We start from the raw sequence: 25,510 nt of genomic DNA, 5'->3' as shown, positions 1-25,510 counted from the left end.
GTAATTAATTACGTACTAAAAGTAGTTTATAGAATATATATATGTCCATATATGAGGGGGAAGCTAATTGGAATGTTATATTTGTTCAACTGAAACAAGTGAAGTATTTTTATGCGAAAACTGTTGTGGTGAAGGTTTGGATTATCTTTAAAATAAGATAAATATAATTGAAAATCCAGATTGGAGGTATCATTGTTTGGTATGTGGAGAATATGAGGATAGGATAATAATTAATTTTATATCAGGTCCTGTATGCGATAAATGTATTCAGGAAGAATCAGAGAAGAAAGATATGGCGAATAGGGTATGATAAATACGTATAAACAATTTATCCAAGTAAGAGATAAATATAAACTTATGGAAGCTCTTCTGGAGTATCAGAGTAGAGGATTATGCATTTCTTTTGAAGGAAAGCTATTAAGCTATGATTTCAGTAAAATAGGTGACACGATAAAAGAGGAATATTCAATACTTAGAAGAAACGTCATTGAGCCAAAATCAGATTTTTTTGTTTTTGACTTAAACAAGATAAATATTAACAGCATATTAAAGATTATTAAAGTGGGTGATGTACTTGAGTGGGATATATTTCACATCAAGATTGCAGATACTCATGAAATAGTATTTGAGTCCTATGATTGGTTTAGTGACTGCTATTTAAGTTGTAATTTTTATAATTCAGGTTTCATAAACAATTTAGTTTGCAAGGGGATTATCAAGTTTGCTTAGTTCGCAACTTTCTTATTTAACGACTAAAATTAAAAAGCAAATAATTTTTCTAAATGCCGTATTATTCAGTAATGATTTTTACGGCATTTTTACGTCGTAATCCAAATAAGTTAAGACATAAATGAAAGAAACTACGAAGAAAAGAAAGGAGGATTTTATATGACAAAAATTGAACAGCATAGAGAAATATGTGAAAAATTAAGTAAGGTATATACCGCAAAAAATAAAGACTATGGAGACAGTTTTAGCGAAGGATTTCAAGAATACGGACTTATAATGCCTGCAATTAGACTAGAAGATAAGATACGAAGATACAAGCAATTAATTAAACAAGATGCTGAAGTAAAAGACGAGAGTATTATAGATACCCTATTAGATTTAGCCAATTATTCTATCATGACTATTATTGAAATCGAAAATAAGGACAAAGAATAATAAGACATAATCTTTTTAGAGTGATGAAATCAATATGCAATTAAGTAAATTGCTCATAATACATTATAATTCAACGATAATATGCGATATTTTATGCCTTAATTCAAAAAAAGGTAAAGCATAGTTGTTATAATTAAGCAATAATTGATTATATTTTATACGCTTAAGAAAAGGGGAGAATTAAATGGGATATTTTATGGTACATTTAAAAATTGCTGAAAACTTATTGAAAAATAATATTAATATAAAAGATACTACTGCATTTTATAAAGGGTCTCTTGCCCCTGATGCAATTATGTTTAGAGAAGGATGTCTACGTTCAGAAAAATCATCAACTCATTTCTGCGTTGGTGATGAAGGCTGGGGGTATTATACTAACTATAATCAGTGGGAAAATAGTTTGAATTTTAATATTAGAAATTATACTGATACAGCAAATGCTGATTTTTTATTTGGATATTATGCTCATATACTAACTGATATTGCTTATACCAGTAGGTTCTGGACGCCGACTAGAATTACTGGAGACAAAGAGTATATAGATGCTTATTTAAAAGATATTGCTGAAATTGATTCACGATTATTTGAAAGCCTTGAAAATAAAGAAATACTATGGTCATCACTAAAGAATTCTAGAAATTACTGTTTACATAATTTGTTTAATGATAATGACTTATCAATATTAATAGATGAGATGATAGGTAATATATACTATAATCGTAAGTCAAATCCAAATCATGAATTTAAAGTAGTAACACCTACGGATATGACTGATTTCATAGATAAGATGGTTTCAAAGATTTCTAGCAGTCAATTTAGAGTACAAGCATAGTAGACATTGAATTGAAAGCTTTTTTTCTTATTAAGCCACGTAACTAATGAATTTTAGAGGAATAATATTGTTCTTTGAAAACTGAATCATAGGGTATTAAAACTAAGTCATAAGTAGTGGCATGAGTACATATCAAATATGTTATGGTTTTTGTAATAGTTAGGGCTAAGCAGTATATTATGAAGTTAAATTTGATTTTCAAGAAATCTTTAGCAAAATAGGTCAAGTAGAATTAAATAAACCTATGATATCCTTTATTTAAGAGGTGATAACATGGAAAATTGGGAGAAGATAAATGCGGTACAGCGTATGCAAATTTATATTGAGAATCATATAAATGAGTCAATAACTCTTTACATGCTAGCAAATGCAGCAGGATATTCACCATGGCACTGTACAAGGATTTTTAAGGAATTAACAGATAAAACACCCTTTGAATATATTCGAGCACTTCGTTTGTCTCGAGCAGCTATTAAATTGAGGGATGAGGATGTTAAGATAATTGATGTAGCACTGGATTTCGTTTTTGACTCACATGAAGGTTTTACAAGGGCATTTTCCAAGCAATTTGGTATGACTCCTCAATATTACTGTAAAAATACTCCTCCGCTAAAACTTTTTATGCCCAGTCATATTCGTGATTATTACCTTATGATTGAAAAAGGAGAGGATAATATGACTAAAAACTCTGAAGTAAAAACAGTTTTTGTGCAAGTGGTGGATCGTCCAGCAAGAAAGTTAATCTTAAAACGTGGCATTAAGGCTACACATTACTTTGAGTATTGCGAAGAGGTAGGATGTGATGTATGGGGAGTACTTTCTAGTATTAAAGAAGCTCTCTATGAACCTATTGGAATGTGGATGCCTTCAAACTTAATAAAACCTGGCACATCAGTATATGCCCAAGGTGTAGAAGTTCCAGTGAATTATGAAGGAGAAATCCCAGAAGGATTTGACTTAATTGATCTTAAGCCCTGCAAGATGATGGTTTTTCAAGGTCAACCATATGAGAATGAAAAATTTGATGACGAGATAAATCAGCTTTGGGATACTATGAAAAATTACAATCCTGAAGTTTATGGCTTTAAATGGGCCGATGAAGATGGGCCAAGGTTTCAATTAGCACCTATGGGATACAGAGGATATATTGAAGCAAGACCTGTAAAGCAGTTAAATGAAAAATAATTTATACAACTAATAAAATAAATCAGTTTTAAATGCCGTATTGTTCAACATGAATATGCGGCATTTTTTATGCTAAAATGGAAATGTTTCGCTTGGCACAAGAAGAATAGAAGATTATGTTAGTAGTGAGTTTAATAATTTTGGCCGTTGGTAAAGACAAGAAGATTTATTGATATATTCTCTTAATCATTCCCCTTAATACTCAATATTCTTAAGTATTAAGGGGAGAGATTGAATATTTTAAAATACAAAAATTCTTATTTAACATGATTATCTTGAGGGGGAAGAGATTTGTTAAAGTTATTAAAAGATAAAAATATAACTCTATTATTATTAGGAAGATTAGTATCTATTCTTGGTAATTATATTCAGGAAGTAGTACTTATGTGGTACATCTTAAAAAAATTTAATTCGCCATTTATTGCTTCATTTAGTTTAATGATTTGTTTTATACCTCGTATATTTTTATCACCTTTTGCAGGAGTCATTGCAGATAAGTACAACAAGAAGAATATTATGGCTGTATGTGACTTTATAAGCGGTTTTTTTGTAATTGTACTAGGTATACTAGTATATTTTAATGCAAGTGTATACACTTTGATAGTTATGAGTTTTATAATTGCAATAGTGGATACTTTCTTTCAGCCAGCAAGCTTAAGTATTACTCCTGAAATAACTGATAATATTATGGCTGTGAATTCTATAAGTTCTGCTATTACTCAAATCTCAAGTATAGTGGGGCCAATAATAGGTGGTATTCTCTTTGGTATTTTTTCTCCTGTTATTTGTTTTATTATAAATGGAGTTTCATTTATTGCTTCTGGAATTTCTGAATTGTTTATTGTTCTTAAGGATAGAAACTCTGAAATTATAAATGGCAAAAAGGTTAAGGGTGGAACGCTAAATGGTATAAAGTTAGGATTTCAGACGTTAATAGACAACAAATTTTTGCTTTATACAGCTATTATTGGTGGAGGGTTTATTAATTTCTTTCTTGCACCAATTTCAGTTTATATTCCAGTTTTTGTTGGTAATTATTTAAATTTATCAAGCTTCTACTACGGAATTGTTTCTTCATGTATTCCAGTTGGAGGCGTTGTTATATCTGTTATAGCACCATATATTAGTAGGTACATTGGCAATAAAAGGCTAGCAGTAATAGGGTTTTTAATACAGGGGTCAGCACTTGTACTATTTGGATTAAGTAATTCAATTTACATCCTTGCTATAGCTATGTTTATATTTGGATGTTCTTTAACTATTGTTGGAATAGCATTAAGAACAATATATCAACTAGAAGTTCCTCAAGACATATTAGGTAAATCAACAGCCGCATCCATGACTATTTCTTACATAGCAATTCCATTAGGATATTTACTTGGAGGGTATATTTTAGAAAAAGTTACTATTAATATAATATTATTGATTACTGGTATTTTGGTAACAGTTTTAGGTGTTATACAAGGATTGATTATACGAAAAAAGATATTCATATAGTGAAGGGGAGGGTGCCTGTGGAAGAGGAAAATATAGTATTTAAAAATCCTCAAGGTTGTTTTACTTACAGAGTTGCGGCAATTATTATCAAAGACAATTGTTTGCTTATGGCAAAATATGAGGATTATTCCTGCTATTATACTGTTGGTGGAAAGGTTAGAATGAATGAAACCTCCGAGGAAGCTATTATTCGTGAAGTCTATGAGGAAACAGGCATTGAATTTCAAATTGATAAACTATGCTTTATTCAGGAAAGATTTTTTCAGGTGAAAGGACAAGCGCATCATGAAGTAACCTTTTATTACTTAATGAAAGATACTTCCGATATAGATTTATCTTATAGAAAATTCACGGACCAAGGCACCAAAGAAAGTCTGCATTGGTTATCAGTAGAAAGTTTGGCTGAAGCTAATATAATTCCAGAATTTTTTAAAACTAAACTGTTAATGAATATCGACTCTATTGAACACATTGTTTCAAAAGAATAACATTATTAAATTAGTTATAGCCTTTAGTTCTAATGTTTGATTTGAATGAAGAGATAAGGATTTTGATATGAGAAAGTTAAGCTTTGTATATGATTTTTTAGATTACTGTTAGCTTAGAACTATAAGAATAATGTATGGAGGTAATTATGGAAATCAAGAAACTTATTCCTGATCCTGAGATTAGAAACTGGACTGGGCCTTTTGATGATAAGAATTATTATTTTAATTTGGGAAAGGAGCAGTCAGAAAAAATTATTCAGTGGTTATCTATAAAACCAGACCAAAAGATATTAGATATCGGATGTGGCTGTGGGAGAATAGCCATTCACTTTTTGGATTATTTAAGTGGACAGGGCCAATTTATTGGAATAGATAGCAATAAGGAATTACTTTCTTATTGTGTAGATAATATATCAAAAGTAAATAATAATTTTCAATTTAAACTTATAGATGCATACAATGGTGTGTATTCACAAGATGGGAAATTAAAATGCAAAGATATTATTTTCCCTATAGAAGATGAATCAGTAGATATTGTGATAATGTGGTCTGTGTTTACTCATATGTATTTAGCAGATATAGATTCATATTTAAAAGAAGTCCATAGAGTATTAAAAAAAGGTGGATTTTTTATAGCTTCGCTTAATCTATATAATAAATTTATAAGTAATCAGATTAAAATGGGAAAGTCATATCTTGACATAAAATACAGAGTTAATGAAGATTCATATAGTTTAGATAAAGAAGTGCCTGAAAATGGATTTGCACATAATGAAGAAATTGTAAAAGAATTTTATTGGAGGAACGGATTTATTATTAGGGAAATAAAATATGGAGTTTGGTATTCAAAAGAGCTTGTGGGGGAATTTCATGATTGCATAATTGCTCAGAGATAGAGAGTCTAAATAATACCAAAATAAAAGTCCGATATTTTTGATCCATAATATTTTTATAAATTGAACTAAAAACCGGATTCATTGCTCAGGTTGACTTTACTATTTAAAGTGTTTTAGGAAAGGCAAGGTTAGATAAACAAATAACAAATACAATTAGATAAAATTAACAAGGAGGAGAATAATGAAAGCAGAAATCAATCTTATTACAATTTGGACAAATGATATAGATGCAATGAGAAAGTTTTACAATGAGGTTCTTGGCTTCAAGATAAAAAGTGACCTAGGAAACTACGTTGAGTTTGAAAATATTGGGGTAAGATTTGCTATTTGCATGAGAGAAGTTATGTATGATTATAGTAAGGAATATGAAAAGGAACCATTAGGGCAGGGGTTTGAACTTGCTTTCCCTTGTGAAAATCCAGAGGAGGTAGACAAGTCCTTCAAAGAATTAATTGAAATGGGAGCAGCAGCCATCCAATCACCCAAGAATATGCCATGGAATCAAAGAACGGCATTATTTGCTGATCCAGATGGAAACATACATGAAATTTTTGCTGAGCTTGAGTAAGGAAATGTCATACCTTAAAAAGAGATAATGAAGAAAAATTATCCTATTAGAAAATTAAGTATGATTATTCTTAAGACTGAATGTTGTATTCAGAGTATTGAAAAATAAAAAGGGGGGATTTGTTATGGTGGGTTTTAAAAATGGAAAAGTCTTTAATACAAGTTGCACAATAGCATATATTATTTTGTCTTATATGTTTACATTATGGCATAAGCTTGAGTTTATGATTTTTGATATTGAGGTACTAAGTGCAACTAAGTTTTTCATAGTTTATATAATATTTATGTTGGCAGTATTATGTCTATTAAAAATAAGTAATAGCAAGATATTAAGTGTAACTATAGGGATATTAAGCGTAATATATTTGAAAGAATATGTACAAGGACCCATAGCAACATTAATAAATAATAGAATTAAAATTGGTGATGCTATGCAATCTCAATCGGCATTATCCTTTGGTTTCTTAGCTCAAGTAGTATTTATTATTCTTAATTTAGTCATTCTATTTTGCGCTATTTTAAAACTACATACACAGATAGAAGATAAATAGAATTAATTATAAAAATGAGATAGGAATTTTGATTTGTCAAAGTAAATTAAGCAAATATAGCACTCTTTACAAGATTTATTGCAAAATAAAAAGGAAGTTTTTAAAACTTCCTTTTTTTATGTATAAATTTAAAATTTGTATTTACAATGTGTGAATGTTGTTTTATAATAAAAAGTTAAAAGTTTTTACACCACCACTCTTTACCCAACAATATTATTCTAACCTAAAATCAATAAATGTACAAGATATAATAAGCAAAGGGGAGTATTTATTTGCAGTAGTAAATAGTATTACATTAGTAGGAGCTATACCTGTTTATGTAAGATTTAGTATTACTTGCGGTAATGATATAATATTTCTGGGTAGAGACGTCTTTATACTAATCATAGATACCTTTGGGGAGTGATTTTAATGCAAAAAGTTTATGAAACGGAAAGACTTGTGCTAAAAGTGATAGACAAATCCTATGCAGAGTTGGTTATTGACTATTATTTAAATAATAAGTGTTTTTTAGAACAGTGGGAACCAGTGAAGAAGAAGGAATTTTACACTAAGCAGTATCAGGAAGAACAACTGGATAAAGAATTATCCAGTATTGAAAATAATAATGCTTTAAGATTATGGATTTTTAAAAAGGAAGATGAAAACAGAATAATAGGAACTGTTGGCTTTAGTAACATTGTTAGAGGTGCTTTTCTATCCTGTACACTTGGTTATAAATTAGATAAGGATGAAATTAATAAAGGTTATATATCAGAAGCAATTCAAAAGGGAATTGAAGTTATGTTTAATGAATTTGGATTGCATAGAATTGAAGCAAATATTATGCCGAAAAATAACCGCTCTATGAGAGTAGTTGAAAAATTAGGGTTTTATAATGAAGGGTTAGCCTACAAATATTTAAAAATAAATGGTAAATGGGAAGACCATATACATATGGTTTTATTAAATGAAAAGTTGGAATAAATATTCTTAGTTTTATTCTTATATTGTCTCCTAGTAGCTTAGGATACAATATAAAAATTTTGTAAAGTTTATCTAGCATGGGGGGGGGATTAAATGGAGTATATGGGAAACAAAGAATTTTGGGATGAAAAGTTTGTTAATAGAGGTGCTAATCCACTAAGTCCAGAAAATACTTTAGTACAAAGTATTAGATATTTTAAGAAAGGCACTGTTCTTGATATAGCATGTGGTGACGGTAGAAATACCTTATTCCTAATTGAGAAAGGCTTTAAAGTTACAGGCGTAGATTTTAGTAATAAAGCACTTCAACGTTTGAACATGTTTGCAGAAAGAAATAGTTATACAGTAAATACAATACAAATTGATTTAACAATACAAAATGCTTTAAATCATATGGGGATTTTCGATAATATTTTAATTAATCATTATAGACTAAGTAAACAGCAACTTAAAGAGATTCAAAGCCATATAACTGAGGAAGGTATTCTATTTGTTTCTGGTTTTGGATATAAGCATAAAGCTGATTCTAAAATTAGAAAGGAAGATTTAATCCAACCAACTGATTTTGAAGATATATTAAAGTTCTTTCAGTTAATTGAGTATAATGAAAATCAAGATGAAAGAGGTTTTTTTGTTACTTATATTTTTCGGAAAAGAAAAGATGATTTTAACATGGAAATTAATGTTTAAGTCAGAGGGGAAAGTATAAAAGAGTTAGGATTTTAAATTTATAAAAGTAAAATGCAGATATGAACTGATATTAAAGTTTATATCTGCATTTTTTATTAGGGATCTACTTTAAGATTAAGGAGCTATCATATGAAAACTTCTTCAAGAAGTAATATGACTTTATAAATATTTTAAAGTTATTTTAGAAATATTTAAGAATTACTTTAAGGGCGCTTTATAGTCACCTTGTACAATTACATTATGATAATTAAATAAAAATTAATGGAGGCCCAAATTATGAAAAAGAAAGTAATAACTTTTATATTAATTACAACTGTAATCACAGGTGGAATATTTATAGCGACTAGGAAAGAAGGCAAAGAGGTAGGAGCAACTGTAAAAACTTCAGAGGTAACACAAGGAGATGTGAAGGCGTATCTATCAACTACTGCTACAATTAAATCAAAAAATAGCAAAGATTATTTTGCAATTCAGGGTAAAGTGAAAAAAGTAAATGTGAAAGTTGGAGATAGAGTTGAAAAGGGACAAGTGCTAGCTGAATTTGAGGTAACTGATCCTAATATTGCTGTTAAGCAAGCCCAGCTTAGCTATGATAATGCTGTTCTAACTAAACAAAACCAAGTAAACAGCAATAATGAGGTTAAAGGTACTATTGCAGATTTAAAGAAACAAATATCAGATTTAGAGGCTCAAATTGAAGAAGCTAAGAAAAATCCAGCTGAGGCAGCAAAGGTTCCTCAGTTAGAAAGTCAAAAGGCTCCTCTTATTACAAAAAAGGATTCTTTAAAAGAACCCTTCTCAAGTGAGCAGCTTAAACAATCAGATAATAATATAGCACTACAAAAGCTAAATTTAGATAATGCAAAAAGCAGCCTTTCAAAAAGTCAGAGTACTTTAGTTGCGGACTTTAATGGAGTTGTAACGGCAGTAAACCTTGTTGAAGGCGCCACAACTACTGTAGCAACTCAGCCAGCTATAACAGTTCAAGATGTGGACAATCTTAAAGTTGTATTATCTGCTGGTAAGTATGATGCATCAAAAATTAAATTAGGACAAGAGGCAGTGATTAAATATGATGGCAAGGAGTATAAGGGAGCGGTATCCTTTATAGATCCAATAGCTAAAAAAGCTCCATCAGCAGCAGGCACAGAAACAACGCTTTCAGTAGAAATTGATATTGTTGATAAGGCTGAAGGGTTAAAGGTTGATTTTGATGCAGATGTGGATTTACTACTTGGAGAGGTAAAAAGTGTGTTAAGGATTCCAGCAGAAAGTATTAGAAGTGATAAGGAAGGAAAGGCCTATGTTTTCTCAATTGAAGGAAATAAAGTTGTGGAAAAGAAGATTGTGCTAGGGCTTCAGTCTGATATGGAAGCAGAGGTAGTAGAAGGAATAACCCCAGGAGAGAAAGTAATTTTAAACCCAAGTACTAATATGAAGTCTGGTGAGGTTGTTAAAGAAGCTGGGGGAGAGGAGAAATAATGTTAGAAGTTAAAAACATAGTAAAAAAATATGTTACTGGAGAAATTAATTTTACTGCTCTTAAAAATATAAACTTAAGAATAGAAAAGGGAGAATTTACTTCTATAATGGGACCTTCAGGGTCAGGAAAATCTACTATGATGAATATCTTAGGTTGTCTTGACAAAATGGATAATGGAACCTATATATTAAATGGAAAAAATGTTTCTAATCTTAGTGATAATGAGCTAGCTTTAATTAGAAATAAGGAAATCGGGTTTGTATTTCAAGCTTTCAACTTACTTCCTAGAATGACAATTCTTGAAAATGTAGAGCTACCAATGGCCTATGCTGGAGTACCTAAAGGTGAGCGACGTGAAAAGGCTTTAATAGCTCTAGATAGGGTGGGCTTAAGTGATAGAGTTAAGCATAGACCAAACGAAATTTCAGGGGGACAAAAACAAAGGGTTGCTATAGCTAGGGCTATAGTGAATAACCCAGCTGTAATAATGGCTGATGAACCTACAGGAAATTTAGATACTAAATCATCAGTTGAAATAATGAAAATATTTCAGGATTTAAATAATGAAGGAGCTACTATAATAATGGTTACCCATGAACCAGATATTGCACAGCATACTAAAAGAGTGGTTAGGTTCAAAGATGGGGAAATAGTAGAAGATTACTCAGTTAAGGATAGAATTTTATTATAGAAGGAGTGTGGATTATGAATTTTATAAGTAACTTGTCAGAAAACTTTAAAATGGCTGTAGATAGCATTATTTCAAATAAGATGCGCTCCTTTTTAACTATGTTAGGTATAATTATAGGTATAAGCTCAGTAATTGCTATTGTAGCATTGGGGCAAGGAGGACAAAGTACCATTACAGGTGAATTTGAAAAGATTGGTTCATCTACAATAAATATTTCTGTTGATAGTACCAAAGCTTCTAAAAGTGATTCTATTACTTTTGAAGATATTAAACAAATTAAAAATAATGTAGAAACCGTTAAATATATTGCACCTAGTATATCAAAACAAGGGGTAGCAGTATCAGAGACTCTTAGTAAAAGAGCGAGTATCACAGGTACCAACACTGATGGCTTAATAATACAAAATATGGAATTCGTATATGGAAGACCTTTCAATGAAAGGGAGTATCTTGAGGGAAAAAATATAGTAATTTTAGATGAAGTATCAGCAAAGCTTCTCTTTGGATATGAAGATGCTGTAGGGAAAAGTTTAAAGATAGGTTCAAATGCATCTCCAATTAAAGTAACAGTTGTTGGAGTTACAAAATCTATTATGGGAGACTTTGGGGTTGATATGAGCCAAAGACCTGCTCTTATGTATGTACCAGCGACCTTACTCCAAAATATGTACTCTAGTGAGTTTTCCTTAGATAAAATAAGTGTTATGGCTACAGAAAAATCCACTTCAGAGAATGCAGGCAGTGGAGCAATAAATATCCTTGAAAGTAGGCATAATAATAGGGGTAAGGATCTATATAAGGCACAAAATGCCTTAAATCAATTAGATCAAATTAATAACATATTAGGAATTTTCACCGCTTTCATAAGTGCTGTAGCAGCTATTTCATTACTAGTGGGTGGAATTGGAGTAATGAATATTATGCTTGTTTCTGTAACTGAAAGAACCAGGGAAATAGGAATTAGAAAGTCAATTGGTGCAACAACCAATGCAATTTTACTTCAATTTTTAACTGAATCTGTTATAATATCTCTAATTGGGGGAATTATTGGTATGATAATTGGTATTTCGGGAGCTTATATGCTAGGAAGTTTCGCAAATATAACTCCAAGGCTTTCTACTGAAGTTATTGTGGGAGCTATATTATTCTCCTCAGCAGTGGGAATATTCTTTGGAATTTATCCTGCGAGAAAGGCAGCTAATCTAGATCCAATAGAAGCTCTTAGATATGAATAGTAAAATGGTTTTAGTTAAAATAGAAAGGAAATAATTATACATGACTATAAAATCAAGGTTAAGGCTCACTTATATAGCAATGATAATAATTCCATTTATTCTAATAGCCGTAATAAGCAATATTTTTCTTAATCATGTGGTAGGAAAAGTAGAGGAGGGTAACGCTAGTAAATTTGAAAAAAATACTTACAAACTTTTTACAGAAGTTATAACCTCAAACAATAAGTTTCAAAAAAAGGTAAATAGACAAATATTACAGGACCCTGACAAAATTGTTGAAAGTGAATACTTACTTGAACTGGAGAAAACCTCAACAGTTAGTAACACGGGAATTGTGCTAGTAGTAAATAATAAAATAATTTATGAGTCAGAACTTGTTAAAGATTATATTAAGGTGGAAACTTTGCCTCCCTTTAATTCAGAAAAAAAAGTTCCACCAGGAGAAGGACTATACATTTTAGGACAACAAGATTTTTACTTAAAGGATGGTAGCGAAAGTAGTATTTTTTATATTGTTAATTTAGAGACCTTTAAAAGAATTTATAGAGAAAGTTCTTTTATAATTTTAATTTTTTCTCTAATTATACTAATACTTACAAATATGATGTTAAGCTATTGGACTTCAAGAACCCTAGTAAAACCTTTAAAAGAGTTAGAAAAGGCAGCAAATGAAATAAAACAAGGAAACTTAGATTATAATATTAAGATTAATTCAAAAGATGAGATAGCACAACTCAGTCAGACCTTTGAAGAAATGAGATTAAGACTAAAGGAATCCTTAGAACTCCAACAGCAGTATGAAGAAAATAGAAGAGAATTAATTTCAAATATATCTCATGATTTAAAAACCCCTATTACCTCTATTAAAGGGTATGTGGAGGGGATAAAGGATGGTGTAGCAGATACACCAGAGAAGATGGATAAGTATGTTACCACTATATACACTAAAGCTATTTACATGGATAATTTGATTAATGACTTATTTTTATTCTCAAAGCTGGATTTAAATAAGGAAAATTTTAAATATCAAAGGGTTGATATGGTAAGCTATATAAAAGATTGTGTAGATGAAATTAGCTTTGATTTAGATACATCAGAGGTTGAGCTAACTTCAATTCTGCCAGAAAAATTAATATATGCAGAAATTGATGTGCAGCAAATAAAAAGAACCATAATGAATATTGTTGGAAATTCTATAAAGTATAAAAAAGATGAAAAACTAAAGGTAGATATAATCCTAAGTGAAAGCAAGGATTATATTACAGTTGAAATAAAAGATAATGGTAAGGGTATACCAGAGGAATCACTATCCTATATTTTTGAAAGATTTTATAGAAGTGATGTATCCAGGGGAACAACTGTGGGAGGAACAGGACTGGGCCTTGCAATTGCTAAAAAAATTATAGAAGAACATAAGGGGAAGATTTGGGCTGAAAGTGAGTTAGGTGAAGGAACTTCAATTTTCTTTTCCTTGAAAAGTATTAATTGACAAGGTGGATCAAATTATGAAAAAGATTTTAATAGTTGAAGATGATATAAGCATAGCAGAATTAGAAATGGATTATCTCGAAATCAATGGTTTTTCTGTGGATATTGAAAATAGTGGAGATACTGGGCTACTTAAAGCAAAAAGTGGAGATTATGATTTGATTTTATTGGATTTAATGCTACCTAACATGAATGGCTTTGAAATCTGCAAGAAGTTGAGAAGTGAAGTTGAAATTCCAATAATTATTGTTTCTGCAAAAAAAGAAGATGTAGACAAAATGAGAGGTCTTGGGCTGGGAGCAGATGATTACATAACAAAGCCCTTTAGTCCTAATGAACTTGTGGCAAGGGTTAAAGCTCATATTGCTAGATATGAAAGGCTTATGGATAAAAACAAGTCAATAAATAAAAATCTAGTGGAGATTAAGGGCATTGCCATAGATAAAATAGCAAGAAAAGTATACGTAAATGGTGATGAAACTGAATTTACTTTAAAGGAATTTGATCTACTACTTCTTCTAGTTAGTAATCCCAATAGAGTGTTTACTAAGGAAGAACTATTCGAAAGAATCTGGGGCTTAGACTCCTTTGGTGGTGTTGCCACAGTAACTGTCCATATAAGAAAATTGAGAGAAAAAATTGAGTTTGATCCCTCTAATCCTGAATATATTGAAACTATTTGGGGTGTAGGTTATAGGTTTACCGCTTAATTAACGCTAGGTTTATTGAATAATTTTATTTAAGCTCATCAGGATTACTTAATGTTCATTAAGTAATCCTGATGAGCTTAATTTGATTTAAAGATATTTAATGCCTATTTAGAAATTTACACTAATCTTTAAAGTGCTATGTGCCCTTTAAGGATTTTTCATTGTAATCTAACCTATTATGTTAATAGTGAAATGCCAAGAAGTTTATTATTATGAATTTACTGCTAAAGTTTAACTGAAAACTAGGGGAGAATATATTGAAACTATTTGGGGTGTAGGTTATAGGTTTACCGCTTAATTAACGCTAGGTTTATTGAATAATTTTATTTAAGCTCATCAGGATTACTTAATGTTCATTAAGTAATCCTGATGAGCTTAATTTGATTTAAAGATATTTAATGCCTATTTAGAAATTTACACTAATCTTTAAAGTGCTATGTGCCCTTTAAGGATTTTTCATTGTAATCTAACCTATTATGTTAATAGTGAAATGCCAAGAAGTTTATTATTATGAATTTACTGCTAAAGTTTAACTGAAAACTAGGGGATTTCTTAAGTATAGAATAAATAGAGCCAAACAGCCATGGTAATGAGTGTCAATATTCATAGGAATTTAGTATCAATTGAGAATAAGTATTACGGCTAATATGTTGACGGTACTAGGGTTGTGGGTGTATTATATTTATAATATATTATTAATTGAGAACATATTTTTAAATATTGCATATCAATATTATATATGGTTAAAAACAACAATACTTTAGTAATCAAAAAAAGAGGGGTTAAATTATGTCATATAATAATCTAGAAAGAGTTAAAAAAGTGCTAATTGTTATACTGTTTGCAAATATTTTTGTAGCAATATTAAAAATATTTGTTGGGAGCATGATAAAAAGCACAAGCCTTTCGGCAGATGGCTTCCATTCACTTTCAGATGGTTCTTCTAATATAGTTGGGCTTATTGGTATATGGTATGCAGCAAAACCTATTGATGAGGATCACCCATACGGTCATAGGAAATTTGAAACATTAGCAAGTCTTTTTATTGGAGGAATGCTTACTTTTGTGGGAATTAGTGTTTTAATTAGTGCAGTTCAAAGATTTTTTATTCCAAGAACTCCAGATATAACTTTAGAGAGCATATTAGCTCTAATTTTAACCTTAGCAGTGAATGTATTTGTAAGTGTGTTTGAATACAGAGAGGGAAAGAAATTAAACAGCTCCATATTAATATGTGATTCCTTGCATACAAGGTCTGATATATATGTTTCTATAGGAGTACTGATAACTCTTTTAAGCATACGACTTGGATTGCCAGCAGTGATTGATCCTATTGCATCAATAATAGTAGCTATATTTATATTTCATGCTGCTTATGAGATATTTAAGGAAAATAGTGCAGTTTTAGTAGATAGGGCTGTTGTTGATTCAGAAATAATTAAAAAAGTAGTGCTTAAGTTTCCTCAGGTTAGGGATGTACATCGAATTAGAAGCAGAGGAAGAAATGATGAAATTTTCATAGACCTCCATATTAAGGTTGACTCAAATGATACAGTTGAACAATCTCATAACCTTATACACAATATTGAGGATGAAGTGAGAAGAGAAGTTTGTGAAAATACTCAGGTTATTGTTCACCTAGAACCATACTACCTCTTAGAAGGTTCCAGTGAAAGTATATAGTTATCCTAGTGAGAAGGTAGTATTAATACATTTGTGTTAGGTAAAGATGAAATAAGACACAAAGAATGAATGAAATATTAAAAAATCAGATGAGGTTTATAGCATCTGATTTTTTTATTTAAATTATATTGCTAGCTACTTAATAGCATACTTTCTGTTTTGGCATAGAAATTGCTATAATTATTAGTATAAGTAGGAAATAATTTAAATTTATTTAATAAACAATTTGAGAGAGGATGATGGACATGAATTACCAGGAGGTAATGCTACAAATTATTGTTAATGGGGGAAATGCTAGAAGTTATTCTATGGAGGCAATTCAGCTTGCTAAGGCTGATAAGGTAAGAGAGGCAAGAGAGGTATTAGTAAAGGCTGGTGAAGAATTAGCTAAGGCACATATAGCACAAACCAAGCTCATTCAAGATGAGGCTTCAGGAAATACCGTAGACGTTACTCTTCTTATGGTTCATGCACAGGATCATCTTATGAATGCCATTACCGTAAAGGATCTTGCACAGGAATTTGTAGATATGTATGAAAGATTTTCAAAACAGTAAAACACTATAAAAAAATAAAATGAAACACTAGTGAATTTATTAAAACACTAAATAAAAAGAAAAACACTAGGTGAATTTTAAAGCACTAAGCAAAATTTCAAGACTATTCAGTTAATAATAAGGTATATAGGCATGAAAATTGAAAAATTATCTTAGTTTAGTGTGTTGGCACAGAAATTGCTATTTAATATTTATAGATAAAGGTTTCCAAGTTAAATTTAATACATGAAATTATAAAGGAGTTTAGGGTATTAATTTAGTCTCATTTATTATTAAGTTCTTAAAGATTTTTTAGTGAAATTTTAATTTACTGACTTTGTGGGTTTTTAAGGAAAAGAAAGTAAGCTCCTGTAAAGTTAATAGTTTGACTTTGGTAGCCAATAAAAAAATAGGAAAGGGAGGGATTAAATGAAAAGAATTACTCTAGTATGTGGAGCAGGAATGTCTACAAGTCTTCTTGTGGTTAAGATGGTTGAAGCAGCTAAAAAACTTGATATAGAAGCTAAGATAATAGCTGTGGCTGAAGCAGAGTTAAAACATCATATTGAAGATACAGATGTACTGCTTCTTGGACCTCAAGTAAGATTCTTACTTAGCAAATACAAAGGTGCTTATGAGCCAAAGGGGATAAAAGTTGATGTTATAAACAGCATGGACTATGGATTAATGAACGGGGAGAAAGTTTTACAACATGCCTTAACTCTTTTGAGTCAGTAATTATTTAGCCAGTGGCTAAGGAATTTATAAATATTAATCACGGGGGGAATTTTAATGAAAAGAGTCATGGATTTTCTGGAAAAGTATTTTGTACCTTTTGCAGGTAAAATTGGTTCGCAAAGACATCTAGTGGCTATACGTGATGGGTTCGTTGCTATTATGCCTTTAATCTTAGTAGGTTCGTTAGCAGTACTTTTTAACAATTTTCCAATACCAGGCTGGGGAGACTTTATGAAGGGAATCTTTGGTGAGAAGTGGAACTCCTTTGGAGGTACCTTATGGAATGGAACCTTTGCAATTATGTCCTTATTAGTTGTATTTACTATAAGTTACAATCTTGCCAAATCTTACGAAAAGGATGGCTTAACAGCAGGGGTTGTATCTTTTGCGTCTTTGCTGATGCTTTATGCAGGATCTGCTAAGGATTGGGCAATTCCTTATGGATACCTTGGAGCACAGGGGTTGTTCGTTGCCTTGTTTGTTTCACTTGTGGCAACAGAGCTTTTTGTTAAGCTTATGGGGAATAAAAGGTTGGTTATTAAAATGCCCGATGGGGTTCCACCAGCTGTTGGCAGATCCTTTGCAGCTTTACTTCCATCTTTAATTGTTTTAGCAATCTTTGGTGCCTTAAAGATACTTTTAGATTTAGTAGGAATTCCAGATATACATCAGTTTATCTTTAAGTTAATTCAAGAGCCACTACTAGGACTTGCAAGTAGTTTACCAGCAGCCTTGTTAGTAGTTTTCTTAGTTCACTTGCTTTGGTTCTTTGGACTTCATGGAACAAACATACTTCTACCAATTACAAGTGCTTTATTCTTACCATTAATGGAAGCTAACGTTAAGGCTTTCCAAGCAGGTCAAGCAGCAGAGAATATAGTAACTTCCTCATTCTTTGACACCTTTGTATACATGGGTGGTGCAGGTAGTTCTATTTGTCTTCTAATAGCTATATTAATAATAGGAAAAAGACAAGAGAATAAGGCAAAGGCAAAGCTTGGAATAGCTCCTGCAGCTTTCAATATTAATGAGCCAGTATTATTTGGTATGCCTTTAGTACTAAACCCAATTTATGCTATTCCTTTTATTTTCCTACCTGTATTGCTTACAATTATAAGTTATGGTGCCATAGCTATAGGCCTTGTTCCAAAAACCATAGCTATAGTTCACTGGACAATGCCACCAATCATAAGTGGATTCTTAGCAACAGGATCAGTAATGGGGATAATTCTTCAATTAGTAAATATTTGTATAGGTATTTTAGTTTATATGCCATTTGTTATGGTTGCTGAAAAACATGCTAAGGAATTAGAATTTAAAGGTAATTCAAATTCTATGAATCTATAGTAATCTGTAAAATATAAAAGGTCTAAAAACTCTAACAGGAAACTGTTAGAGTTTTTTACCAACACAAGGACAGTTTAAAACTTCATTTATATAGATTTACCACTTGAAACGTTAAAGTACTTTGCTATCGAAGCATTGAAAAAACTTAATTTTATTTAAAGCTATGACGTGGTATATCTATAGGGTTCCATGATATAGTTTTAACTTATTCATATTCATAACTCCTTAAGGAACCCAGGGGAGGACTCATGTATAAGTTAAGTTTTAATTCTGGTTGCATATAATTAAATAGTTTTTAAGGAGACTAAAAGGAAATCATTTGTGAGACCTTATTAATTTTAGTTTCCTATAAAATCAACTTGTTCATTATTTAATTAATAAAGTAGTGGGTAACACCATAGATATATTAATAGCTACATATTAATAACCATATAGGGTAGGTGATTTTGTTGGATTATATTATAGGTATAGATGGTGGAGGTACAAAGACTGAGGCTGTGGCATATACCTTGGAGGGGGAAGAACTGAGCAGGTCAAACACAGGTTTTAGTAATATCCTTATAAATAAAAAGCAGGCAATGGAAAATATTATTACTTCCATAGAACAGTGCAGTTCAAAGCTTCCTAAATCCATGGAGAATAAGGAATGCAAAGCCATATATTTGGGGATGGCTGGAGCTGAAAGTGAAGATTCAAGTACTTTTATTACAGATACTTTGATAAATAGATATAAGGTGAAGGTTAAGGTGGTTAATGATGCAGTAATAGCCCTTGCTGCTCTTTTAAAGGGTGAAGATGGAATTCTCACTATTTCTGGAACCGGTTCAATAAGTTATGGAGTTAATCAGGGAAAAGCCAAGAGGGCTGGAGGCTGGGGACATCTACTTGGGGATGAAGGTAGTGGATATTTCATTGCCATAGAGGCTTTAAAACTTATGACCTTAGAAGAGGACTTGGAACTAAAAAAAAGTAATCTTTCAAGAGTTTTATTGAAGGAAATGGGCATAGAAAATAGAAAAGAAGTAATATCCTTTGTTTATGGATCAACAAAGGGTCAAATTGCAGCCTTAGTTCCAGCAATAGTTAAATGTGCAGAAAAAGGAGAAGAGTCCGCTATAGAAATACTTAAAAGAAGCGGAAGAGATTTAGCTGATACTACCTTGAGGGTTTATAAAAGTCTTGGATTTAAGGAGTCTGTAACCGTTGGAATAAAAGGAAGTATTTTAACTAAGGTACCAATTGTGAAAAGTGAGTTTGAGAAGGCCTTAAAGGAGAATATAAGATCTGTAGCAATAGTTGATAAAGAAGTATCACCAACTTTAGGAGCTTATTACTTAGCTTTAAAAACATTAATTTAGGAGGGATTTACATGAGGAAGTTAGGTGTTTCAATATACCCAGAAAAAGCAACTTTGGAGGAGAATTTAGCTTATTTGAACCTGGCTCATAGCTATGGTTTTTCAAGAGTTTTTACTTGTTTGTTATCGGTTCAGGGAGACAAAGAAAAAATCATTGGTGAGTTTAAGGAAATAATTAATGAAGCTAACAAATTAGGCATGGAAGTTATTGCAGATGTTAGTCCAAATGTGTTTGGACAGCTTGGAATAAGTTATAAGGACTTAAGTTTTTTCAAGGAGCTTAACGCTTATGGTATCAGGCTGGACTTGGGTTTTAGTGGTATAGAGGAATCCATAATGACCTTTAACCCCTATGGATTAAAAATAGAAATAAATATGAGTAATGGAACAAGATATTTAGAGAATATAATGAGCTATAAACCAAATGTTGAAAATTTAATTGGTTGTCATAATTTTTACCCACATAGATATTCTGGTTTAAGTTATGACCATTTTATAAAATGCAGTAAGCAGTTTAAGGATTTTGGTATTAGAACTGCAGCTTTTGTGTCTTCGAGGAATGCAAGTTTTGGTCCTTGGCCAGTAAATGAGGGGCTTTGCACCCTAGAGCAACATAGAAAGCTTCCAATCACGGCTCAAGCTAAACATTTATTTGCAACTAATTTAGTAGATGATGTGATAGTAGCTAATTGCTTTGCATCAGAGGAGGAGCTTAAAGCTTTAGGTGCCTTAAATCGCAATATTATAACTTTTGATGTAGAATTGGTGGATAATATTCCACCAATTGAGAGAAAAATAGTTTTGGAAGAGTTTCATTTTAATAGGGGAGATGTTTCAGAGTATATGATTAGATCAACCCAAAGTAGAGTGAAGTATAAAGGTCAGGAATTTATTCCCTTTAATTGTCCAGATATAAAAAGAGGGGATTTACTTATTGATACATCCTTATATGGACATTATGCTGGGGAACTTCAAGTTGCACTTAAGGATATGAAGAATTCAGGAAAAACTAATGTGGTGGGAAGAATAAATAAGGAGGAGCTATTTCTCTTAGATTTTATAGAGCCTTGGCAAAAGTTTGGGTTTACTGAGAGTATAAAGGAGCTTTAGGGAAGGTGAGTATATGAAGGCAATAATAAATGGAAACATCATAACAGAAAATGCTGTGCTTAAAAATAAAGCTCTTATTTATGAAGAAAAAATCATAGATATCCTTGATGAGGATAAAATAACTATGGATTCCAATGGGAATTACTTTATGGTGACTTCTTTTAATGATAACTATGAAGAACATAAGCACAAGAAACTAGAGGTTATTGATGCAAAGGGACAATATGTTGGTCCAGGACTTATTGACATTCACATCCATGGTTCTGGAGGACGAGATACTATGGATGGAGAAATAGAAGCCCTTAAGGTAATTAGTAAAACCATAGCTAAAAATGGAGTAACAGGATTTTTACCTACCACTATGACCATGGATAAAGAACATATCTATAAAGCTTTTGAGGTTATTAGAACTACCATGAACAGTGAGATGGATGGAGCAACAGTGTTAGGTTGTCATGTGGAAGGGCCTTTTATCAATAAAAAGTATAAAGGGGCTCAGAATCCTAACCATATAATGAGGCCAGACTTTAATTTTATTAAGAATTACTTAGACATTATAAAAATTATAACCCTTGCTCCAGAAAAAGATGAAAATCATAATTTCCTTAATAAGGTTAGTAAGTATAAGGAGATTGTGCTTTCCATAGGTCATACAAATGCAACTTATGAGGAAGCTATGAAAAGCATTGAAAGTGGAATAGGTCATGCTACCCATCTTTTTAACGCAATGACTCCTTTAAATCACAGGGAACCAGGGGTTGTTGGAGCGGTATTAGGCAGTAATATAACCTGTGAGATTATAGCAGATACAATTCATGTACATCCAGGGGTTTTTCCTATGTTAAAAGCAGTAAAAGGAACAGATAAACTGGTGCTTATAACGGATTCCATGAGAGCAGGGTGCATGAAAGAGGGAATTTATGATTTGGGAGGACAGGAAGTAACCGTTAAAGATAATTCAGCTAGGTTAAAAGATGGAACCTTAGCAGGGAGCGTTCTTACCTTAAATAAGGCAGTGAAAAATTTCTATGAGCACAGCAGTATAGAACTATATGAAGCAGTTAATATGGCTTCTTTAAACCCAGCTAAAGTTATTGGTATTCACAAGGATAAGGGTAGTTTAACCATTGGAAAACATAGCGATATTATAATTTTTGATAATGCTTTTGAGGTTTCAAAAACTATAATTAATGGTAGAGAGTTAAAACTGTGAAGGGTTCAATAGGGAACATCTGATTTTCTTCAGGCATTTTAGAAGAGAATTTAACATAAAGAAGTTGCCTTTGCCATGCAAAATTTAAGATTCTATCTAAAGGGGAGGAAAGAATAATCCTTCCAAAAGGCCATTTAGAGGTAGGTGATATGAAAAGTGAGAATTATAATAGGGGAAAATTATAGGGATATGAGTAGAGTAGCTGCAGACATGATGGCAAGTCAAATTATATTAAAGCCAGAAAGTGTCATTGGATTGGCTACAGGTGGAACGCCCATAGGTTTTTATAAGGAGCTAGTTAGTTTGCACAACCAGGGAAAGTTTAGTTTTAAACAGGTAAAAACCTTTAATTTAGATGAGTATTATGGTTTAGATAAAAACAACCTGCAAAGCTATCATTACTATATGGTGGAAAATTTATTTAAGCACATTGACATAGATTTAAATAATATAAATATTCCTGATGGAACAGCGAAAGATATTGAAGCAGAGTGTAAAAGTTATGAAGCTAAGATAAAAAATGCTGGTGGAATTGATATGCAATTACTTGGCATAGGCATAAATGGACATATAGGTTTTAATGAGCCAGACATAAAGTTTGAAGCTATAACTCATTTAGTAAATCTTGATGAGGAGACTATAGAAGCAAACTCTAGATTTTTTACTTCTATAGAGGAGGTTCCTAGAAGTGCTATTAGTATGGGAATAAAAACTATAATGCATGCGAAGAAAATTATTCTTCTTGCTTCGGGAAACGAAAAAGCTAAGGTTATTGAGAGAATGCTTAATGGTCCTATAACTCCAGATTTACCCGCTTCGATTTTACAACTTCATCCTGATGTAACTTTAATTGTGGATAAAGAAGCTGGGGAGTTAATAAGAGAGTAAAGTAAGGGGGAACAGTTTTGATTAAGGGGATTGGGGCATCAAGTGGAGTATCCATAGGAAAGGCCTTTATAATAAAGGAAGATAAACCTAAAGTTGAGAAAAGAAAAATTGAAAATACAACTTTAGAAATAGATAGATTTAAATCAGCAATAATTACAGCTGAGGAGGAAATAAAAGCTATAGTGGAGCTTACAAATAAAACCCTTGGAGAGGAAGAAGCTGAAATTTTTGAAGCTCACCTTTTAATACTTCAAGACCCAGAGTTCCTTGGTGCAGTTGAGCTGAAGATAAACTCTGAAGGCGTCAATGCAGAATTTGCATTGGAAGAAACCATTAATATGTTTGTTTCCATTTTTGAAGATATGGGCAATGAATATATGATAGAAAGAGCAGCAGATGTAAAAGATGTGGGCGGCAGAATAATGAACCTTCTTTTGGGAGTTAAAACTATAGCTCTAGGAGATATAAAGGAGCAGTGTATAATTGTAAAAAAAGATTTAACCCCTTCAGATACTGCGCAAATGAATAAGGAAAAAGTCTTAGGGTTTGTTACAGGAGTTGGAGGCAGAACCTCTCACTCTGCAATTATGGCAAGAACTTTAGGCATCCCAGCTGTAGTGGGGGTAGGTTTAGCTATAGAGGAAATTAAAGAAGGAGATCTTTTAGTAGTCCATGGAGATAAGGGAGAAGTAATTATAAATCCAGAGGAAGAAGTTTTAGTAGAGGTTAAGAAGCTACAAGCGGAAATTTTACAAGAAAAAACTTATCTTATGACTTTAAAAGCTTTAGAAACCATAACTTTAGATGGAAGAAAAGTGGAATTATCTGGAAACATTGGAAATCCTGAAGATGCAAAACAAGTTTTAGCTCTTGGTGGACAGGGAGTAGGACTTTTCAGAACAGAGTTTCTTTACATGGATAATAATAGTCTCCCAACTGAAGAACAACAATTTAAGGCTTATAAGGAAGCCTTAGAAAATATGGGGGGAAAAGGGGTTATCATAAGAACACTAGATATTGGTGGTGATAAAAAGTTACCCTACTTACCCTTAAAAGAAGAATTAAACCCTTTCCTAGGTTATAGAGCTTTAAGATTATGTCTTAAGGAGAAGGATATATTTAAAACCCAGTTAAGAGCCCTTTTAAGAGCTTCTGTTTTTGGAAACTTAAAAATAATGTTTCCAATGGTTTCTTGTGTTGAGGAGATAAGACAAGTTAAGGGTGTTTTAGAGGAAGTTAAAAAGGAACTAAGAAAAGAGGGGCTAGGTTATAAAGAGTCTATAGAGATAGGAATAATGATTGAAATTCCTTCTGCTGCAATGATTTCAGATTTACTTATTAAGGAAGTGGACTTTTTCAGCATAGGGACCAATGATTTAATACAGTATACCATAGCTGTAGATAGAATGAATGAGGAGGTTTCTTATCTTTATAATCCTCTTCATCCAGCAGTTTTAAGACTTATTAAGTTAGTAATTGATAATGCTCATAAAGCAGGAAAATGGGTAGGAATGTGTGGAGAGATGGCTGGAGATTTAAAAGCAGTACCTATATTAATTGGTATAGGACTTGATGAATTCAGCATGAATGCCCCATCTATCCTTAAAGCTAAGGAACTAATTAGGAAAGTAAGTTATGAAGGTTGTAAAAGGATAGCTGAACAGGTTTTATTAATGGCTACCTCAGAGGAAATTGAGGAATATTTAAGGGAAACAAGGGAAGGTCAGATATAAGGGAAGAGATTACCTAGGTTACCTATAATTTAATATAAGAATACGGGGGGATATTATGTTTAAACAAGAGGTTGTAGTTAAAAATAAGATTGGGCTTCATGCTAGACCAGCTGCAAAGGTTGTAGCAGAAGGTAATAAGTTTAAAAGTGATATGAGAATAAAAAAGGACCATAAAGAAGTTAATATGAAAAGTCTGCTAGGGGTTCTTAGCATTGGGGCTATGTGTGGTGATATTGTAACTATTCAGGCTGAAGGTGAAGACGAAGTGGCAGCAGTAGAGGCAGTGACAAAATTAATAGAAACTCTAGAATAAAAATATTGAAAGTGTAATTAAAGGGACGTTGAAAACAAATTTTTATGAAGTTGTTTTCAATGTCCCTCTAATTTTAGAAAAATAAAAGAGCTACTCACTATACATTTTCATGAATTATGAGGTAGCCACTTGCTTTTTAATTCTAACCC

The 25,510-nt window shown here is 31.8% G+C and carries 27 protein-coding genes; all 27 read left to right on the top strand.

Annotation, left to right across the window (positions count from 1 at the left end; translation table 11 throughout):
• The first annotated feature begins 306 nt into the window (after positions 1–306).
• The 27 genes from C661_RS0111555 to C661_RS0111425 all read left to right on the top strand — a co-directional run bounded on the left by C661_RS0111555 (position 307) and on the right by C661_RS0111425 (position 25,361).
• Complete coding sequence (locus tag C661_RS0111555; RefSeq protein WP_017415479.1) at positions 307–729, top strand: hypothetical protein; 423 nt, start codon at positions 307–309, stop codon at positions 727–729.
• A 159-nt stretch (positions 730–888) separates the two neighbouring features.
• Positions 889–1,164, top strand: a complete 276-nt coding sequence (locus C661_RS0111550; RefSeq protein ID WP_017415478.1) for a nucleotide modification associated domain-containing protein — start codon at positions 889–891, stop codon at positions 1,162–1,164.
• 184 nt (positions 1,165–1,348) lie between these two features.
• Positions 1,349–1,996 (top strand): zinc dependent phospholipase C family protein, encoded by a 648-nt coding sequence (locus C661_RS0111545; protein ID WP_017415477.1) that lies wholly within the window; start codon positions 1,349–1,351, stop codon positions 1,994–1,996.
• Positions 1,997–2,269: 273 nt separating this feature from the next.
• On the top strand, positions 2,270–3,181 hold the full coding sequence (locus tag C661_RS0111540) for a helix-turn-helix domain-containing protein (RefSeq protein ID WP_017415476.1): 912 nt from the start codon (positions 2,270–2,272) through the stop codon (positions 3,179–3,181).
• 291 nt (positions 3,182–3,472) lie between these two features.
• Complete coding sequence (locus C661_RS0111535; protein WP_017415475.1) at positions 3,473–4,678, top strand: MFS transporter; 1,206 nt, start codon at positions 3,473–3,475, stop codon at positions 4,676–4,678.
• Between the two features lie 17 nt (positions 4,679–4,695).
• On the top strand, positions 4,696–5,166 hold the full coding sequence (locus C661_RS0111530) for an NUDIX hydrolase (protein ID WP_017415474.1): 471 nt from the start codon (positions 4,696–4,698) through the stop codon (positions 5,164–5,166).
• A gap of 146 nt (positions 5,167–5,312) precedes the next feature.
• Entirely contained in the window at positions 5,313–6,062 is a 750-nt protein-coding gene (locus tag C661_RS0111525) for a class I SAM-dependent methyltransferase (RefSeq protein WP_017415473.1), read from the top strand.
• Positions 6,063–6,243: 181 nt separating this feature from the next.
• On the top strand, positions 6,244–6,630 hold the full coding sequence (locus tag C661_RS0111520; protein WP_017415472.1) for a VOC family protein: 387 nt from the start codon (positions 6,244–6,246) through the stop codon (positions 6,628–6,630).
• Positions 6,631–6,754: 124 nt separating this feature from the next.
• Complete coding sequence (locus C661_RS0111515) at positions 6,755–7,180, top strand: hypothetical protein (protein ID WP_017415471.1); 426 nt, start codon at positions 6,755–6,757, stop codon at positions 7,178–7,180.
• Positions 7,181–7,334: 154 nt separating this feature from the next.
• Positions 7,335–7,586 carry a hypothetical protein gene (locus C661_RS23965; protein WP_192812660.1) on the top strand — a complete coding sequence of 84 codons (252 nt, stop codon included), beginning with the start codon at positions 7,335–7,337 and terminating at the stop codon, positions 7,584–7,586.
• 5 nt (positions 7,587–7,591) lie between these two features.
• Complete coding sequence (locus C661_RS0111505) at positions 7,592–8,146, top strand: GNAT family N-acetyltransferase (protein ID WP_017415469.1); 555 nt, start codon at positions 7,592–7,594, stop codon at positions 8,144–8,146.
• Positions 8,147–8,239: 93 nt separating this feature from the next.
• Positions 8,240–8,836 (top strand): class I SAM-dependent methyltransferase, encoded by a 597-nt coding sequence (locus C661_RS0111500; RefSeq protein ID WP_017415468.1) that lies wholly within the window; start codon positions 8,240–8,242, stop codon positions 8,834–8,836.
• Between the two features lie 276 nt (positions 8,837–9,112).
• Positions 9,113–10,318, top strand: coding sequence for an efflux RND transporter periplasmic adaptor subunit (locus tag C661_RS0111495; RefSeq protein WP_017415467.1), 1,206 nt, complete (start codon positions 9,113–9,115; stop codon positions 10,316–10,318).
• Positions 10,318–11,010: an ABC transporter ATP-binding protein gene (locus C661_RS0111490; RefSeq protein WP_017415466.1), complete on the top strand. Its 693-nt coding sequence runs from the start codon at positions 10,318–10,320 to the stop codon at positions 11,008–11,010. Before C661_RS0111495 ends, C661_RS0111490 begins: the two co-directional genes overlap by 1 nt.
• 14 nt (positions 11,011–11,024) lie before the next feature.
• Complete coding sequence (locus tag C661_RS0111485; protein WP_017415465.1) at positions 11,025–12,245, top strand: ABC transporter permease; 1,221 nt, start codon at positions 11,025–11,027, stop codon at positions 12,243–12,245.
• Positions 12,246–12,285: 40 nt separating this feature from the next.
• Positions 12,286–13,734 carry a HAMP domain-containing sensor histidine kinase gene (locus C661_RS0111480; protein WP_017415464.1) on the top strand — a complete coding sequence of 483 codons (1,449 nt, stop codon included), beginning with the start codon at positions 12,286–12,288 and terminating at the stop codon, positions 13,732–13,734.
• Positions 13,735–13,750: 16 nt separating this feature from the next.
• On the top strand, positions 13,751–14,443 hold the full coding sequence (locus C661_RS0111475; protein WP_017415463.1) for a response regulator transcription factor: 693 nt from the start codon (positions 13,751–13,753) through the stop codon (positions 14,441–14,443).
• A 789-nt stretch (positions 14,444–15,232) separates the two neighbouring features.
• On the top strand, positions 15,233–16,126 hold the full coding sequence (locus C661_RS0111470) for a cation diffusion facilitator family transporter (protein ID WP_017415462.1): 894 nt from the start codon (positions 15,233–15,235) through the stop codon (positions 16,124–16,126).
• Between the two features lie 245 nt (positions 16,127–16,371).
• On the top strand, positions 16,372–16,683 hold the full coding sequence (locus C661_RS0111465; protein WP_017415461.1) for a PTS sugar transporter subunit IIA: 312 nt from the start codon (positions 16,372–16,374) through the stop codon (positions 16,681–16,683).
• Between the two features lie 408 nt (positions 16,684–17,091).
• Positions 17,092–17,400 (top strand): PTS sugar transporter subunit IIB, encoded by a 309-nt coding sequence (locus C661_RS0111460; RefSeq protein WP_017415460.1) that lies wholly within the window; start codon positions 17,092–17,094, stop codon positions 17,398–17,400.
• A 54-nt stretch (positions 17,401–17,454) separates the two neighbouring features.
• Positions 17,455–18,747, top strand: coding sequence for a PTS sugar transporter subunit IIC (locus C661_RS0111455; protein WP_017415459.1), 1,293 nt, complete (start codon positions 17,455–17,457; stop codon positions 18,745–18,747).
• Positions 18,748–19,196: 449 nt separating this feature from the next.
• Entirely contained in the window at positions 19,197–20,105 is a 909-nt protein-coding gene (locus C661_RS0111450) for an N-acetylglucosamine kinase (protein WP_017415458.1), read from the top strand.
• Positions 20,106–20,116: 11 nt separating this feature from the next.
• Positions 20,117–21,214, top strand: a complete 1,098-nt coding sequence (locus C661_RS0111445) for a DUF871 domain-containing protein (protein ID WP_017415457.1) — start codon at positions 20,117–20,119, stop codon at positions 21,212–21,214.
• 13 nt (positions 21,215–21,227) lie between these two features.
• Entirely contained in the window at positions 21,228–22,427 is a 1,200-nt protein-coding gene (nagA, locus tag C661_RS0111440; RefSeq protein ID WP_017415456.1) for an N-acetylglucosamine-6-phosphate deacetylase, read from the top strand.
• Positions 22,428–22,583: 156 nt separating this feature from the next.
• Positions 22,584–23,315: a glucosamine-6-phosphate deaminase gene (gene nagB, locus C661_RS0111435; protein ID WP_017415455.1), complete on the top strand. Its 732-nt coding sequence runs from the start codon at positions 22,584–22,586 to the stop codon at positions 23,313–23,315.
• Between the two features lie 17 nt (positions 23,316–23,332).
• On the top strand, positions 23,333–25,048 hold the full coding sequence (ptsP, locus tag C661_RS0111430; RefSeq protein ID WP_017415454.1) for a phosphoenolpyruvate--protein phosphotransferase: 1,716 nt from the start codon (positions 23,333–23,335) through the stop codon (positions 25,046–25,048).
• A 55-nt stretch (positions 25,049–25,103) separates the two neighbouring features.
• The gene (locus C661_RS0111425; protein WP_017415453.1) at positions 25,104–25,361 is read left to right on the top strand and encodes an HPr family phosphocarrier protein; all 258 of its coding nucleotides are present in this window, start codon (positions 25,104–25,106) and stop codon (positions 25,359–25,361) included.
• The last annotated feature ends 149 nt before the right edge of the window (positions 25,362–25,510 follow it).

Origin of the sequence: Clostridium tunisiense TJ, assembly GCF_000300195.1 — a bacterium.
In the GTDB taxonomy this organism is placed as follows: Bacteria; Bacillota; Clostridia; order Clostridiales; family Clostridiaceae; genus Clostridium_J; species Clostridium_J tunisiense.
The sequence above is the reverse complement of the archived record's forward strand: the minus strand, read 5'-3'. Positions and strand labels throughout refer to the sequence as shown.

Bases quoted from the DNA above. Each gene is read 5' to 3' on its own strand.
- C661_RS0111555 (WP_017415479.1), top strand. From the start codon at position 307: ATGATAAATACGTATAAACAATTTATCCAAGTAAGAGATAAATATAAA.
- C661_RS0111550 (WP_017415478.1), top strand. From the start codon at position 889: ATGACAAAAATTGAACAGCATAGAGAAATATGTGAAAAATTAAGTAAG.
- C661_RS0111545 (WP_017415477.1), top strand. From the start codon at position 1,349: ATGGGATATTTTATGGTACATTTAAAAATTGCTGAAAACTTATTGAAA.
- C661_RS0111540 (WP_017415476.1), top strand. From the start codon at position 2,270: ATGGAAAATTGGGAGAAGATAAATGCGGTACAGCGTATGCAAATTTAT.
- C661_RS0111525 (WP_017415473.1), top strand. From the start codon at position 5,313: ATGGAAATCAAGAAACTTATTCCTGATCCTGAGATTAGAAACTGGACT.
- C661_RS0111520 (WP_017415472.1), top strand. From the start codon at position 6,244: ATGAAAGCAGAAATCAATCTTATTACAATTTGGACAAATGATATAGAT.
- C661_RS0111515 (WP_017415471.1), top strand. From the start codon at position 6,755: ATGGTGGGTTTTAAAAATGGAAAAGTCTTTAATACAAGTTGCACAATA.
- C661_RS23965 (WP_192812660.1), top strand. From the start codon at position 7,335: ATGTTGTTTTATAATAAAAAGTTAAAAGTTTTTACACCACCACTCTTT.
- C661_RS0111505 (WP_017415469.1), top strand. From the start codon at position 7,592: ATGCAAAAAGTTTATGAAACGGAAAGACTTGTGCTAAAAGTGATAGAC.
- C661_RS0111500 (WP_017415468.1), top strand. From the start codon at position 8,240: ATGGAGTATATGGGAAACAAAGAATTTTGGGATGAAAAGTTTGTTAAT.
- C661_RS0111495 (WP_017415467.1), top strand. From the start codon at position 9,113: ATGAAAAAGAAAGTAATAACTTTTATATTAATTACAACTGTAATCACA.
- C661_RS0111490 (WP_017415466.1), top strand. From the start codon at position 10,318: ATGTTAGAAGTTAAAAACATAGTAAAAAAATATGTTACTGGAGAAATT.
- C661_RS0111485 (WP_017415465.1), top strand. From the start codon at position 11,025: ATGAATTTTATAAGTAACTTGTCAGAAAACTTTAAAATGGCTGTAGAT.
- C661_RS0111480 (WP_017415464.1), top strand. From the start codon at position 12,286: ATGACTATAAAATCAAGGTTAAGGCTCACTTATATAGCAATGATAATA.
- C661_RS0111475 (WP_017415463.1), top strand. From the start codon at position 13,751: ATGAAAAAGATTTTAATAGTTGAAGATGATATAAGCATAGCAGAATTA.
- C661_RS0111470 (WP_017415462.1), top strand. From the start codon at position 15,233: ATGTCATATAATAATCTAGAAAGAGTTAAAAAAGTGCTAATTGTTATA.
- C661_RS0111465 (WP_017415461.1), top strand. From the start codon at position 16,372: ATGAATTACCAGGAGGTAATGCTACAAATTATTGTTAATGGGGGAAAT.
- C661_RS0111460 (WP_017415460.1), top strand. From the start codon at position 17,092: ATGAAAAGAATTACTCTAGTATGTGGAGCAGGAATGTCTACAAGTCTT.
- C661_RS0111455 (WP_017415459.1), top strand. From the start codon at position 17,455: ATGAAAAGAGTCATGGATTTTCTGGAAAAGTATTTTGTACCTTTTGCA.
- C661_RS0111445 (WP_017415457.1), top strand. From the start codon at position 20,117: ATGAGGAAGTTAGGTGTTTCAATATACCCAGAAAAAGCAACTTTGGAG.
- nagA (WP_017415456.1), top strand. From the start codon at position 21,228: ATGAAGGCAATAATAAATGGAAACATCATAACAGAAAATGCTGTGCTT.
- C661_RS0111425 (WP_017415453.1), top strand. From the start codon at position 25,104: ATGTTTAAACAAGAGGTTGTAGTTAAAAATAAGATTGGGCTTCATGCT.